Annotated in this window: 9 protein-coding genes and 1 pseudogene; 9 read left to right on the plus strand and 1 reads right to left on the minus strand. The window is 40.9% G+C overall.

The window, feature by feature from the left end:
• A partial coding sequence (locus Q0502_RS03815; RefSeq protein ID WP_298647320.1) for a BACON domain-containing carbohydrate-binding protein occupies positions 1 to 844 on the plus strand: 844 nt, incomplete at its 5' end.
• 334 nt (positions 845 to 1,178) lie between these two features.
• Here Q0502_RS03815 and fldA read toward each other — a convergent pair.
• Positions 1,179 to 1,685: a flavodoxin FldA gene (gene fldA / locus Q0502_RS03820; RefSeq protein WP_298647322.1), complete on the minus strand. Its 507-nt coding sequence runs from the start codon at positions 1,683 to 1,685 to the stop codon at positions 1,179 to 1,181.
• 292 nt (positions 1,686 to 1,977) lie between these two features.
• Here fldA and Q0502_RS03825 point away from each other — a divergent pair, with 292 nt between their 5' ends.
• The 8 genes and pseudogenes from Q0502_RS03825 (at position 1,978) to Q0502_RS03860 (ending at position 15,473) form a co-directional block, all read left to right on the plus strand.
• Positions 1,978 to 4,362 (plus strand): TonB-dependent receptor, encoded by a 2,385-nt coding sequence (locus Q0502_RS03825; protein ID WP_298647344.1) that lies wholly within the window; start codon positions 1,978 to 1,980, stop codon positions 4,360 to 4,362.
• 383 nt (positions 4,363 to 4,745) lie between these two features.
• Positions 4,746 to 5,969, plus strand: a complete 1,224-nt coding sequence (locus Q0502_RS03830) for an enolase C-terminal domain-like protein (RefSeq protein ID WP_298647325.1) — start codon at positions 4,746 to 4,748, stop codon at positions 5,967 to 5,969.
• Positions 5,970 to 6,069: 100 nt separating this feature from the next.
• Positions 6,070 to 6,672, plus strand: coding sequence for an RNA polymerase sigma factor (locus tag Q0502_RS03835; protein ID WP_298647329.1), 603 nt, complete (start codon positions 6,070 to 6,072; stop codon positions 6,670 to 6,672).
• A gap of 91 nt (positions 6,673 to 6,763) precedes the next feature.
• Entirely contained in the window at positions 6,764 to 7,945 is a 1,182-nt protein-coding gene (locus Q0502_RS03840) for a FecR domain-containing protein (protein ID WP_298647332.1), read from the plus strand.
• Between the two features lie 179 nt (positions 7,946 to 8,124).
• The gene (locus tag Q0502_RS03845; RefSeq protein WP_298647335.1) at positions 8,125 to 11,706 is read left to right on the plus strand and encodes a TonB-dependent receptor; all 3,582 of its coding nucleotides are present in this window, start codon (positions 8,125 to 8,127) and stop codon (positions 11,704 to 11,706) included.
• Positions 11,707 to 12,077: 371 nt separating this feature from the next.
• A complete protein-coding gene (locus Q0502_RS03850) occupies positions 12,078 to 12,818 on the plus strand; it encodes a RagB/SusD family nutrient uptake outer membrane protein (protein ID WP_366521752.1) in 741 nt (246 codons plus the stop codon).
• Positions 12,812 to 13,288: pseudogene (locus Q0502_RS03855) on the plus strand (RagB/SusD family nutrient uptake outer membrane protein); the annotation flags it as partial. The gene Q0502_RS03850 and the pseudogene Q0502_RS03855, both read left to right, overlap by 7 nt.
• 130 nt (positions 13,289 to 13,418) lie before the next feature.
• Positions 13,419 to 15,473: a hypothetical protein gene (locus Q0502_RS03860; RefSeq protein ID WP_298647341.1), complete on the plus strand. Its 2,055-nt coding sequence runs from the start codon at positions 13,419 to 13,421 to the stop codon at positions 15,471 to 15,473.
• The last annotated feature ends 98 nt before the right edge of the window (positions 15,474 to 15,571 follow it).

Below are 15,571 nucleotides of genomic sequence, written 5' to 3' on the forward strand. Positions count from 1 at the left end.
GGAAAACGAAGTGCTTCCCCTCGAAGGAGGTGAGTTCACAGCATTCCTTACCTGCAAAGGACAAGGCGTATCGGTAGAAATTCCTGAAGATGCCAAGTCCTGGTTGTCAATTTCGTCTATCCAATCGGCAGGAACGAATGCGGTTGTGAAATTCCAAGCCGCTGCCAATAATGGTGGAGACCGTGGAACTACTATCACATTCCAAACTACAGATGGTTCTAAAAACTATACTACAGAAGCAACGCTTACCCAAAAAGGAGCGATTGTGAAAGCAACTGTGGCAGAATTCCTTGCAGCTGTAGTTGGTGACACCCAATATCGTTTGTCGGGTGTGATCACCAGTATCGCCCATACTACATATGGTAATTTATACTTGAGGGATTTCTCCGGAGAAACCTATGTGTATGGTATTCAGGATTTCCCGAGTAAAGGCTTGAAAGTGGGTGATATCATTACAATTGTCGGAAAACGTGCCGAATATAAAGGTACTCCTCAAGTTGCTGGCGCCGTTTTGGAAAGCGTTATTCCTGTAACTGCTGCTACCATTGCCGAGGTGCTGACCAAACCTGATTCCAGCACAGATTTCTTTATGATAACCGGTGAAATTACATCGATTGCTGATGCGGTGTACGGTAATCTTTACTTGAAAGACGGTGGCAGTGAGATCTACCTGTATGGCTGTTATCCGGGTTATGGTGCAACCGGCGATTTCAGAAAAGGTTTGATAGCTGCCAAAGGTATTAAAGTGGGAGACAAACTGACGGTTATTGCAACGAAGGGCTCTTATAAAGGAGTAGTTCAACTTACAAATGGTAGTTATTTCAGCCACGAAAGTGCAGAATAAGTAATATGTAATATATAAGCAATGTAACACGCAGCATACGTTGCGTAACAGATAATAAAAACCGTGTAACAGCAACTGTTACGCGGTTTTTACTGTAGTGTGCCGTGAGAACGGAAATCCTAAGTGTATCAATTATTCAAGTTTCAAGCTAAAATACACTGTCACGGAAAAATTATCAGGATACCAAAATGTGAATCAATAAAAAACCCCACAATTTTTTCGTGGGGTTTTTTATTGATAGTGTGCTGTACATGATTAATTTAAAAGAGAGAGTTCCCTATAAGGGCGTGTAGTTTCAACTATTGGCTAATGCCGATAGGTTGTAATAAAGAAATCAATCCAGATATTGTTTCAGGGAATTCACCCATGCTTCTATCCTACTGTCTGTTTGATCGCTTTCGTTGTCTTCATCCAGCGGTAATCCCACGAAATTCCCGTTCCGGAGGGCCTGGGAGTCGTCGAACGTATATCCTTCGGTAGACACTTCTCCCACAAAAGTACAGCCTGTTTTGGCAAACTCATCATAAAGGATACCGAGCGCATCGGCAAAGGTGTCGGGATACCCCTCTGCATCTCCCGCGCCGAACAATGCCACGGTTTTACCTGTCAGATTGAGTTTTTTGATTTGCGGGAAGAATGTTTCCCAATCATCCTGTAATTCCCCGATACTCCAGGTGGAGGCGCCCAGAATGAGCACACCGGGCTCCTGTAGTTCTTCGGATACAATATCGGCGATGTCTTTTAATACGGGTGAATACCCGGCCAGTTTTTTGGCGATTAATTCGGCTGCATATTTTGTGTTACCGGTACTTGAGCCGTAAATGATTGCGATTGACTTCATACGATAAATTTTAGAGCCAAGAGCCAAGACACAGATTCAAGACAATTTAATGATGCTTTTGAGTGTAATGACGTGCATGCTCGTTTTATAAATAATTGAATATTTTGTGCAAAGTAACATGATTCTATTCAATGTAGCAATGACTAAAAATGATTACTTTTTATTGAAAAATAATAACTATTGGGGATTGATACTATCTATGATTAATGCTAATTTTGCATCTTTTTTAGGTGCTATACACAGTAAATAACATAACAGAATGAAAACTACCCATTTATTTTTATTATTACTTATGCTGTTGTATGTATCCGATGCTTTTCCCCAAGCGCAAAAAAGCGAAGGAATGCTCTCGGGATATGTACAGGATAAAAAAAACGAAGAAAGGCTTCCTTCTGTGACCATTCTGGTGAAGGGGACCGTTCAGGGAACATCTTCCCGTTCCGACGGTACATTTGTGGTGAAAAATATTCCGGAAGGAAAGCAAACTATTGTCGCCCAGTATGTAGGGTATAAACCCCAGGAAATCGATGTAACGATTGAACCGGGAAAAAATAACGAAATCCGTTTTGAACTGGAAGAAGATATGTTCAACCTGGAACAGGTGGTTGTCACCGGAACGCGGACACCGCACTACGTAAAAAACGTTCCCATCCGTACGGAAGTGGTTACCTCCCAGTCTTTGAGGACAAAAAACGCCCAGAATATCTTTGAGGCGCTGGAAGCGATTCCGGGACTCCGGGTAGAGAACCAGTGCCAGTTCTGTAATTTCTCCATGGTGCGTATGCAGGGGTTGGGAGCGGAACATACCCAGGTGCAGATAAACGGACAACCCATCTATTCCGGTTTGGCCAGTGTATATGGGCTGGAACAGATCGGAACGGGCGATGTGGACAGGATCGAGATCGTAAAAGGGGCCGGTTCCGCCCTTTACGGGAGTAGCGCGGTAGCAGGAGCTATCAATATTATTACACGTGAACCGTCGGCAATCCCTTCCGTCTCGGCCGATATCCAGTTCGGAAATTGGGGTACCAACGCCTATAATATTTCTTCTTCCATGCGGAATCAGAGAGGCAATATAGGGCTGAACATATATGCACAGAAGGTCGACCATGATGTGATTGACGAAACGGGTGAGGGCGATACCCGGGAAGAAGTGAAACAGAAAGACGGGGTAGCCGACCGTGTAGAATCGAAATTGCATAATATGGGATTCAGTCTTTATGTGGATAATCCCTTCTTTAACGATGACAAGCTTATCTTCCGTGGAAAAGGTATTAACGAAAAGCGGGCAGGGGGTAAAATTACCGACGATTATTATAAAAATCCCTTTACCGACGGTACTGAAAATATTACTACCAACCGCTATGAGGGGGAAGTAAATTATATAAAACCGCTTGGAGAGCGTTCCGAATTGCAGTTCAACACCTCTTATATCGATCATAACAGGGAAGCGACCAACGATTCTTTTTTAGGGGATTATATGGATACACATGAAGGGGAAACACCCAATGTGCTGGATATGCGTCCCTATATCGCCAAAGAGAACACCTGGGTATCGACCCTCAGCTTCACCTCGAGGCCGGGAAATCATAACCTGATCTTCGGAGTGCAGCACTATGCCACAAACCTGAATGAAACCGGGATGTACACAGTGGTAGACGAAGCCAGTGAGTATTACGGAAATGCATATAAATCCATAGCCCATAAACATGCCCGTGAAATGGGGGCGTATATTCAGGATGAATGGAACGTATCACCCAGGTTTACGGTCGTGCCGGGTGTCCGCATCGACCATCATTCATCGGGTGAGGAATATACTTCCGACAGAAAAGTCTTCGATAGCGATTTTCCGAAAACAGAATTCGATGAAACAAGTGTTAATCCGCGTCTGGCGCTGAAATATCAATTGACAAGGCACATTACGCTCCGGGCGAATGCCGGCACGGGCTTCAGGGCGCCTTACGGATTTTCGGAAGACCTGCACCTGTGCAGCGGCTCTCCCCGTGTATGGAAATCATCCGGGCTGAAAGCCGAAACATCACGCAGCGCCAATTTTTCCGCCGATTATTACGGAGATCATTTTCAGGTCAGCGCCAACCTGTTTTATACTTTACTGAAAAATAAGATCGATTTTGCCGATGCCGACGATGAGGTGAAGAAACTGGGATATACCTACCAATGGGAAAATATTGATGATGCAGTGGTGAAAGGGATGGAGTTTACGGTTATGGCAAATCCGTTCAGGAATCTGAATGTGGGAGCGGACTTCGCCTTGAATAGCGGAAAATATAAAAACAAAAGGGGAGACTGGGCGGAAACGGAATATGCTGGTATCAGCCGGTACATCCCCCGCTTTCCATCCACCACCGGAAGCATAAAACTGGAATATTCACCGAAGACGTGGATGTTTACACTATATGGGATCTATCAGGGGAAAATGTACATCGATTATATCAGCGAGACGACAGGAAATTCAAAGATAAAAGAAACGGAACCTTATATGACCTTCAATGGGCGGGTTTCCAAACGTTTCGGAGCATTCAACTTCTATGCCGGGGCAAAAAATATATTTAATTATATGCAGGATGAGAAACACCTCGATGATGCGGCGTTTATCTATGCCCCTCTTTATGGTGCACTCTACTATGCCGGGATTTCACTGAATATAAGTTATTGATCCTTCCGTGTGTGCCGCTAATGAGCGGATAGCCTGACCGGGTAAAAAACTGAAAAGCTGTAGAGCTGTTTTCCCCGGTTCAAAATTATACTTACATGCCCGGTATTTCTCCGGGCATGTTTTTTTCGGTACTTTTCTTTCTAAAAACCTATATCGATTGCGGTATATAACGGGAAACAAAATATCTTAAAAGTTTGCTCACAAAGAAAAAATGATGTTAATTTGCTTTTCAATGCCAATTAAAGAGCTTTGGGTTATAAATGGTTTCTATTGATTTAAGAATGAAAGGAGAGTAGATGGCATAGTTCAAGCAAGCTTGACTCTGCTCATTTGCTTATTGGGAATAGTTCCATACACCGAAATAAAAGAAATAAAATAATCGTATGAAAAGAAGAAATTTTTTAAAGATTGGGGCTGTTGCAACTGTCGGTGGAAGTCTGTTACCGAACAATCATTTTGCTACATATGCCCACCCTGCCAATCAATTTTCTGAAATGCAAGCATATTCAGAATTGGACAAGCACAAAATTGAAAGATGCGAATTAGTTGAGATTGATTACCATTGGCCCAGATTTGTTGGTAAAAATGGAAAAATTGATTTTCATGGTCAAAATCACAAATGCACGGTATTAAAAATATATACAGACCAGGGAGCAATGGGGTGGGGACTTTCAGGAAATAGAGCAAAAGGGCTTTTCCACTTTATTGAAAACAAAAAAGTTTCAGAATTAATAAATCCAAAACTTGGGCTAATTAATGTGGGATTAGATCAAACAATAGAATTCGCTTTATTTGATCTATGCGGTATCATATTAAATCAACCAGTATATAAATTACTCGGTAACAACGGTACTAAAGAAACTCCAATTTATAGTGGTATGATTTATTTGGATGAATTAAATCCGGAAAATAAATCAAAAAATCTGGACATCATTCTGAAGAACTGTGAATGGGATTACAATTATGGATATCGCCAATTTAAAATTAAAATAGGTAGAAGTGGAAGATGGTATCCCCACGCCGAGGGATTAGATAAAGACATTGAAGTTACAAGGTTAATATATCAATCTTTTAAAGATAGAAATACAGAATTGTTGGTTGATGCTAATGATATGTACGATCTAAAGGATACGATACATTTTCTAAAAGGGATTAATAATATACCTTTAGTATGGGTTGAGGAACCATTTAAAGAGAAAATAAATGAAGGGAGAGAATTGAGAAAATGGATGGATATAAATGGTTATGAAAAAACACTTTATGCAGACGGAGAAGCAGATCCCGATTTTGATGTGTGTTTGAGTTTAGGTAAAGAGAAAGTCCTGAATGTTTTTTTACCCGATATTTACGATTATGGTTTTTCCCGTTGGATAAATCTTATGGGAGAATTAAAAAAGATTGGAATGACATCAAGTCCACACGCTTGGGGTAACCTGTTAAAAACCCGTTATACCATACATCTGGCTGCTGGCATTGGAAATGTGGTCACTATTGAAGGGGTAACATGTCTATCGGACGATATTTATTATGGTGATTACCCTATAATAAATGGCAAAGTACAGGTATCAGATCTTCCCGGATTTGGAATGAAATTATTGAAAAAATAGACTTTACATAAATCATATTCAAAATTTGCTCACAAAGAAAAAATGATGTTAATTTGTTCCTTACTACCAAATAAAGAAAATCTAGGTTATATATAATTAAATGGTTTCTATTGATTTAAGTTGGAGAAGCTTTGTGGAAAAGGGAGATGAACCCTCTTTCTCCATTATTTATAACAACCATGTGGATGATTTATACGCGTACGGAGTCAGCCTGGGTTTTCAAAAAGAAATATGTAAAGACGCCATACAGGATATATTCTATAAACTCTATATATCCAGGGACAACTTACATTATATAAAAAATATTACTGCTTACATTTTTAAATCGTTCAAACATCGTCTTATAGATCTGTCCAGAAAAAATATAAGAGAAGAAACCCTTGACTCTGTTACCGAATCTTTTACTGTACAAGTAACTGTGCTGGATAATATAATAGATAGTGAAAATGCAGAAATCTTAAAGAAAAAAGTTTATTCGCTCCTCAACGGGCTGACCGCCAACCAGCGGGAGGTGGTTTATCTTAAATATATGATAGGATTGGAGCATAAAGAAATAGCGGATATTCTGGATATTCGCGAAGAGTCGGCCCGTAAATTATTATACAGGACAATGGAGAAACTACGGCAACAAGTCTCCGAGGAAGATTTTCCGGAAGTTTTAGGGGTATTATTCCTACTGTTCTTACTTCATCGATTTATGTAGGGAATAATTGATAAATGTTAATTTTTTATTTTTTTATTTATTTATGTCTACAGAACAGAATTAGATTCGTCATTACTATAAACAAACTACTGTGGATAATAAAAATCGATTATTTCAAAACGATCATAACTTCCTTCTTGCCGAAGATTTCATCAGATGGAGACTTTTTCGAACGAAGGAATCGGATGAATATTGGAATAACTTTCTGATCGAAAACCCGCATCTGGAAAAAGCATTCCATGAGGCAATTATACAATTTAATGCTGTAAAGATCAATCGGGATCAATTACCGGACGAGGATAAAAAAGATGTTTACAGAACTGTTCTGCTGAATATACATCGTTATAAGAGGCGCAGATTGTTGCGGAGAATAGGTTCAGTAGCCGCGGTTTTAGTGATAGGGATCCTGTCCGTCTTATTCTTTAACCGTAGAGAGGATGTCAGGTCGGACGGTAGCCCGAAAAACGAAATCATTGTAGGAGAGGCGCTTCCTGTGGAGGAGATATATCTTATTGCGGGAGGGGAGAGAATCAATATTGCTCATAAATCCCATATCGGCCTCACCGGAGATGGAAAAGCGCTGGTAACGGACAGTACGGATTCGCGGAAAGAATTATCGTTGGCTGCAGCAGAATTAAACAAATTAATCGTTCCTTACGGCAAACGAACGAGTCTTACCCTTCCCGACGGAACGGAAGTCTGGCTGAACTCAGGGACTCAACTTGATTTTCCTTCTAAGTTTATGGGAAGTAAAAGAGAAATAAGTGTAAACGGCGAGATTTTTATCAATGTTGCACACAATTCGAAAGTTCCGTTTGTCGTACGTGCACACGATATGGACATCTATGTACAGGGTACTTCCTTCAATGTTTCGGCTTATCATGACGACAGTAGAAAAACGGTCGTATTAGTGAAGGGAAAAGTAAAAATAGAAACGACCGACAAGCATACTACCGAGTTGCTGCCCAATGAGAAATTAGAAGTAACGGATAATGACATAACAAAAGAGTCTGTGAACGTATCGGAATATATCAGTTGGACAAAAGGAATACTGGAGTTCGATGAAACGCCCGTATCAGAGATACTTAAAAAAATAGGGAGGTATTACAATGTTCAGTTTGAGAGTATTCCCGAGATAAAGCTAAACGATAAGACCTGTTCCGGCAAATTGTTCCTTTCGAATAATCTGGACAGCGTCATGACTTCCGTTTCCGTACTTTCCTCTACTGTTTACCAAAGAGAAAACAATATCATCCATATCACTAAAAAATAAGATGCCTATGAGAAAGGGAAACGAATGAAATAAAAATCGGACAATGCTGCCACATTGCCCGATCAAGCGAAATTAATCTACCAATATAATCCGTAAACTAAATTCACAATAAATGTATGAAAGAAAAAATTAAATCTAACCTGATTGCATTTAAAAAATGCAACAGAACCCTAAAAATCATGAAGATTTCAACTTTATTATTTTTTCTCTGCCTGTTTTCTTTAGCGGCGGAGAATATGTACCCCCAGCAAACAGAGCTTTCGTTGGATCTGAAAAACGTGACCATCAAAAAAGCCATTTCGGAAATTGAGAAAACAAGCGATTATGTGTTTCTTATCACGGATGAAGCGCAACTTGAACTCAATAAAAGAACCAGTCTCCGCGCCAACAAGGGATCCATTTACACTGTCCTGGAAACTCTTCTGAAAGACACGGATCTGAAATATACTGTGGTGGAACGGCAGGTATCGGTGTATAAAAACACTTCATCAAAAGTGGTAGAAACGCCTGTAACGATAAAAGAAGAAATTGAGCAACAGAAAAAGACGATCACCGGCAAAGTTACCGACGAGCAAGGCAGGCCGGTCATAGGAGCCAATATTCTGGAGACAGGAACCACCAACGGGACGGTTACAGATATAGAGGGACACTTTGCATTAAATGTCGAAGAGGATTGTACATTAAGTATATCCTATATCGGATACGTGGGACAAAATATTCCCACGGCAGGAAAAACAATTGTCAATGTTATTCTGATAGAAGATACAAAAGCTTTAGATGACGTAATTGTGGTAGCATATGGAACGCAAAAAAAATCAACCTTAACGGGCTCCGCTTCTGTTGTTAGATCCGAACAGCTTGAAAAAGTATTGGGTACAGGGTTTGCGGAAACATTACAAGGGATGTCTGCCGGTGTAAATGTAGTGAATGTGCAGGGTAATCCCGGAGGCAATACACGTATTGAGATTCGTGGTATCGCCTCCATGTCCGGCGTTGCTAATCCGCTGTATATTGTTGACGGAATGCCCTACGACGGCGATTTGAATCAGATTAACCCTTCGGATATTGATGCCATGACAATCTTGAAAGATGCTGCAGCAACTTCATTGTACGGTTCGCGTGCTGCGAATGGTGTGGTTATGATTACAACCAAAAGAGGGAAATCGGGAAAACCGCAGGTGAATTTTCGCGGTGCCTGGGGGACATCTGACAGTGCAGTGCCTAATCCGGTAAAGGCAGATCCTTACCAACAACTGGAAAATACCTGGTATGCCCTCTATTACGACGCTGTTTACTTTGATGGTATGACACCGCAGGCAGCAGGGGATTACGCTTCAGCCAATGCCCTTACAAAACAGGTAAAGGCGACCACCAATTCAAAAGGTGAAACGATCTATGTAACACCCTTCAAGTATATCAACGAAGACTATGTATTACATGATGGAAAAGGAAATCCATATATGAATCCGAATTTGGAATATGTCTGGGATGAAAGCGACTGGGACGTTTACGGTGCAATATTCTCTCGTAAGCTACGCCAGGATTATAGCGTTGATATAAGTGGACAGACACCGGACGGCAATACTTCCTATTTTTTCTCCGGGGGTTATCTGGATGACTTGGGGTACGGCAATCGCCAGTACTACAAACGCTATTCTTTCCGTTCCAACATTACTACAAAAATAAAGGATTGGTGGAATGTAGGCGGCAGCTTGTCCTATTCTCGTCATCGCCAGAATATTTCAGGCGGAGCCAGTCGCGCTGCAAACTTCACCACTACGCTATCTTCCCCCTGGTTACGTAATATTGATAACACCGATTGGGTATATTCAGAAAAATCAGGAAAACGGATGTATGATTTTGGAAAATATACCAATAACTTTTTCGGAATTCAGGTTCTGAATAATTCGGGAGACTATTGGGATAATGACAACGATGATAGTTTTGATAATAATATGGGGCATATTACATCAGCGCAATTTTTCACAGAATTCGACTTGCCTTACAGCCTGAAACTAAGATCAGCTATCAATACGGATGACTATTCCTCCCGTTCCATGAATTATAGTTCAGCAGTACACGGCAGCGCCCAAACAGCACCGTATGGTACATCTATTCTGGCCAATGGGGGTTATGCCAGTCGTTACGACTTTAACCAACGTTCCGTAACCTGGAATAACGTTCTGTCAGGTACTTGGAATATTAGTAATAATACCATTACAGGGATGCTTGGCCATGAATATTATGCGTGGGATTCTCACTATGAACAAGGGTGGGGTTCCGGTATTATGGAATTAGGCAAATATGAGTTGTCTAACACAACCAAAGAGTTTGGTGTTTGGGGTGGACGTGATAATTATGCATTACTATCCTTCTTTGGGAAAGTAGATTATGATTTCCTCGATAAATATTATTTATCCGCATCGGTTCGTGAAGACGGATCTTCCCGTTTCAGTCCCGATAGACGGTGGGGTACCTTTTGGTCCGCTGGAGCATCATGGAGAATCTCGGAGGAGGAGTTCTTACAAGAATATGAGTGGCTGGACAATTTATCGATGAGAGGAAGTTACGGGACTACCGGTAATGATAAATTAATTGTTCGTACCGCGAGCAGCGGAAAAGCCGGGGGCGAAATTCTTTACGCCTATCAAGGCACGTATACCAACGACAATTTATATCTTGAACCCGGATTAAAACCCTCTACTTATAGTACACCTAACCTGAAATGGGAAAGTAATCACCAATGGAATGTAGGGCTGGACTTTTCTGTTTTCAACCGTGTCAACGGTACGGTTGAGTACTACTCCCGCACATCCAAAGACTTGTTGTTTTACAAAGAATTGCCAATTTCGGCACAAGTGGGAGACGCTACCGGTTTTAACACGAATATTGGAGATCTTCGCAACAGCGGGTTTGAATTCACGGCAAATGCCAAAATTTTTCACACAAAAGATTTTCAATGGGCCATTGATGCAAACTTAAGTACGTTAAAGAACGAGGTAACATACTTACCGACGGGGGCTTATACATATTCGGGCGTAGCTTGCACTTACAAAATGGAAGAAGGAAAATCTATTTATGAATTTATCGCCCCCCAATATGACGGTGTAAATACTGAGACAGGTATGCCGGGTTGGCTGATTAAAGTGAAAGATAATAACGGAAACTGGACAGGAGAGTGGAAACGTACCGAAAATACCGCTGAAGTTACAACGGATGATTTCGTTTACGCCGGTTCTGCTCTTCCCAAGATGTTCGGTGCTATCACCAATAATCTCCAATTCAAGGGGTTTGACCTTTCATTTATGTGGTACTATTCGTACGGGTCGAAAATGTCGGATTACACATACAAGGAACGTATTACGAATCGTCCCGGTGTGGGAGTGGTACAGGATTTGGTTCAGGATCGGTGGAAACAGCCAGGGGATGCGAACAAGACCATTCCACGCTGGTCCTATACACAATATGCCGGAACAGTTAAATATGCCACGAATTTCGTATTCGACAATGATTATTGGCGTTTAAGGAATCTTACCTTGGGTTATACATTGCCAAAATCGATTAGCCGCAAAGCATCGATTGAAAACTTCCGCATCTATGTAACCGGAAACAATTTGCTCACATTTGGGCCTGCAGCCAGACGTTATACTGACCCTGAAACAGGTGTTATGGGTAATAGTTATAATGGGAATGCAGATACGGATAATGGTATACAGGGTTCCAGAAGACTTTATATGTGCGGTATTCAAATTACATTATAAACTAAAAAATAAGACTTATGAAAAAAATAAGACTAACATATTGCATCTTATCCCTTGCCCTTATTTGCTTGGTTTTCACAAGATGTAATGACGCACTCACAACAAATCCTTACGTTGAAATTTCCGATTCGGATGTATATGGGAATGTATCTCAGTTAAACAAAGTATTAACGTCTGCTTATAAACAATTATTATTTAATACTCAGGGGACTGACCGTGTGTATGCCGGCCTTCCCGGTCTGCAAATGTATGTGGATTTGGGCGGTTCCGATATCATTTGTCATACCAATATGGGAGGAGATCAATTGACGGCATACCAATATTCCAATTCCAAGACACAGGCCGATGGTCTTGCGAGTCATATTTGGAAAATGTGTTACAATGTGATCAATCTCACTAATATCATTATTAGTAATATTGATGATGCTGCCGGCAATGAAACAGATAAAAGTAATATTAAAGGGCAGGCGTTGGCTATACGGGGTCTCATGTATTTTCATTTAATTCAGAATTATCAGCAAACGTATGTGATTGCCAAAAACAAAAGAGGTGTTATTTTGCGTACTTCTTCTACGGATGATGTCGATAACACAGGATTCTCTACGGTAGAAGAAACATATGCACAAATTGTTTCGGATTTGACTACGGCCAAGTCATTGCTTGCTGATTATAATCCGACGGATAAATGGTTAATTAATTCAGATATCTGCTCCGGTATTTTATCGCGTGTTTATTTGGTAATGCAAAACTGGGACGGTGCTTATACTGAAGCGAAAACAGTGTACGATAATCATAATATTTTGATGACCCGTGAGGAATACCGTTCAGGTTTCGATGATATGATTTCCGGGGATTATGAAGAAGTTGTTTGGGCTATGAAATATACCGATGACAATAATTTGGGGGGTGGTACCCAGTTTAATTTCTGGTATAATCAAGACGAAAGCTATGGTGAAGGTTTTTCGGACGGTCCCATCTATTCATTCATTGCTTTTTTCGCGGATAGCAAATTTGAAGAATTATTTAACGGACAAAAAATGCCGACCAGGAGAAAAGTTCAAAATGGGCTTTCGATAAATATAAACACTATGGTGCTGATGGTGGTAGCGTAATTGGCAGCACGACTCGTCCGGAAGTATGCTTAATGCGTGGTGCGGAGATGTTGCTGATCATGGCGGAAGCTGCGGCTCATCAAGGAAAAGAAGCAGAAGCATTGATACTGCTCAATCGCCTGCAACTGGCACGGAATGCAAATCCCACAACCAACAGCTCCGGGAATGCCCTGTTGGAAGACATTTATGTAGAACGTCGAAAAGAGTTGATCTGTGAAGGTCAATCCGGTTTTTATGATTTAGTTCGATTGCAGAAAAGACTGTTTCGTTATGGTGTTTCTGCTACCAACCCGGGTGGACATTATGTTTGGGGACTTCAATATTTGAATGGTTATAATGCTTCCGATGCACAACCCTCTGCTTATTTGGAGTCGAATGACTATCGTTTCTTTTGCCAAATTCCACAGATGGAGATTTTGAACAATAAAGCAGTATCAGAATCGGATCAAAATCCATGGAGTGGTCAATAGTTGAATAATATAAGAATAAAAAGTTCCGATTTATCACTTTTCGGAGCTTTTTATTTTTGTATGTAAAAGATTAAACCAATTAGGGGATGTTTGATATGAAAAATAAAATATTCACTTTTTTAGGATCAAAATGAGATATTATAGTCAAATAATTTTTTTTCTCTTCTCCCTTTTCATAACCTCGAGATTATCCGCGCAAAACCGATGGATTTTGTCGGATGATGGAGGCATTGAGTGGATTGTAAAGGAGGATATTCCCCATTATGATCATATCGAAATGAGTGGAGAACAGGTTTCCTATGTGTTCCGTTGGGGTGTAAATGAAAACAGAAGTTTATACACAGAGCGTTCCCTGGTTTTTCCAATGCTCCGTACCGTTCCGAATAATACTCATGCCAGCCTTATGCATCGGTTTGCCACAGATATCCCATCCTTGCTGAGTGTGAATGGACTTCCACTCCAAAATGAACGGGTAGAAAAGGTCAAAATAAATGGTATAGTGCATGTGATAAGTTCTTTTTCTATCGGGAAACCAAATATCGGAGGTGCTGTAAAAGCAGAGCCTGAACGGACAATTGAAATGTACAGGACTTTTTTCCCGTCAACGGATAAACCGCTTGCAGGTGAAAAATATGTTTTGAAGAATATCAGCGATCAGGAAGTCATAATCTATATTCCCGATTTTTCCCAGACAATAATGACTTTGCCGGAAAAAGGGAAAGACGGAAGTTATATTCTTATTTGTGAACTGACCGGTTCCGGAACATTCAGGCTGGATCCCCAATCCGAAAAAACGTTTTACGTACAGTTTCAAGCTCACAGACAAAATGAAAAATCGTTGAATGCCGATGTAGAAAAAGAATTGACCGCACGGATGGATTACATCCGTAACGGTATCGATAATGCTTTAGTCCTGGATACACCGGATGAAATCATTAACAGGGAATTTCGTTTTGCAAAAATAAGAGGATCCGAAAGTATTTTTCGCACAAAAGGCGGCCTGATGCATGGTCCGGGTGGAGAATCATATTACGCTGCCATATGGGCAAACGATCAGGCGGAATATATCAATCCGTTCTTTCCTTTTCTGGGATACGACAAGGGAAACGGGTCAGCCCTGAATTCATACAACCATTTTGCCCGTTTTATGAATCCTGAATTCAACCCTATCCCAAGTTCCATTATTGCGGAAGGAAGTGATATCTGGAACGGTGCGGGCGATCGGGGTGATGCGGCAATGATAGCCTACGGCGCATCACGTTATGCATTAGCCCGTGGAGATATACAAGAGGCCAAAGTTCTTTGGCCTTTAATAGAATGGTGCCTTGAATATTGTAAACGTAAACGTAACCGCGAAGGTGTGGTAGAATCGGATACGGACGAATTAGAAGGCCGTTTCCCTGCCGGGAAAGCAAACCTCTCTACATCCTCTCTTTATTACGATGCATTATTATCGGCTTCATCTCTGGGGAAAGAATTAAAGATAAATAAAACCCAGATCATTTCTTATCAAGAAGAGGCTAAGGCACTCAAAAAAGCTATTGAGAACTATTTCGGAGCAGATATAAGTGGATACCCTACGTATCGGTATTATGACGGAAACGATTTGCTGCGTTCATGGATATGTATCCCGTTAACAGTAGGTATAACTGAAAGAGCAAAGGGAACTATCGACGCATTGCTTAGTCCGAAACTATGGAGTGAAAACGGATTGCTTACGCAAGAAGGAAGTTCCACATACTGGGACCGGTCCACTTTATACGCCTTGCGTGGAATCTATCAGGCAGGAGAGAATGATACCGCCACAAAATTCCTGAAACAATATTCCGAGCACCGACTATTGGGGGAGCATGTCCCGTATCCCATTGAAGCATGGCCGGAAGGAAACCAACGGCATCTTTCGGCGGAGAGCGGACTTTATTGTCGAATAATTACGGAAGGATTGTTCGGTATTCGTCCTGTCGGACTCAAAAGTTTCGCGCTTACTCCCCAACTGCCATCTCAATGGGACAAAATGGCTTTAAAAAATATCCGTGCTTTTAATACCTCCTTTGATATAAATATAGAACGAATGGATAAGAAAAAGATAAAAGTGCTGATTACAGATAATAATTCATTAAAAAGGAAAAGTTATATTGTTGAACCGGGAGAAACAATTCAAAAAATTGATCTTACCCAATTTTAATCTTTAGAGGGTTTACTGTTTCAACTATTTCGTTAAGCGAGCGCAGAACAAATTTATTTGCTTTGCCGAGCGCAGAATTGAAAATCGAGGAGCGAAGG

Source organism: uncultured Proteiniphilum sp. (assembly GCF_937873925.1).
Classification (GTDB): Bacteria; Bacteroidota; Bacteroidia; order Bacteroidales; family Dysgonomonadaceae; genus Proteiniphilum.

Excerpts from the sequence above, each read along its gene's own strand:
- fldA (WP_298647322.1), bottom strand. The coding sequence starts at position 1,685 with ATGAAGTCAATCGCAATCATTTACGGCTCAAGTACCGGTAACACAAAA.
- Q0502_RS03825 (WP_298647344.1), top strand. The coding sequence starts at position 1,978 with ATGCTGTTGTATGTATCCGATGCTTTTCCCCAAGCGCAAAAAAGCGAA.
- Q0502_RS03830 (WP_298647325.1), top strand. The coding sequence starts at position 4,746 with ATGAAAAGAAGAAATTTTTTAAAGATTGGGGCTGTTGCAACTGTCGGT.
- Q0502_RS03835 (WP_298647329.1), top strand. The coding sequence starts at position 6,070 with ATGGTTTCTATTGATTTAAGTTGGAGAAGCTTTGTGGAAAAGGGAGAT.
- Q0502_RS03845 (WP_298647335.1), top strand. The coding sequence starts at position 8,125 with ATGAAGATTTCAACTTTATTATTTTTTCTCTGCCTGTTTTCTTTAGCG.
- Q0502_RS03850 (WP_366521752.1), top strand. The coding sequence starts at position 12,078 with ATGTGTTACAATGTGATCAATCTCACTAATATCATTATTAGTAATATT.
- Q0502_RS03860 (WP_298647341.1), top strand. The coding sequence starts at position 13,419 with ATGAGATATTATAGTCAAATAATTTTTTTTCTCTTCTCCCTTTTCATA.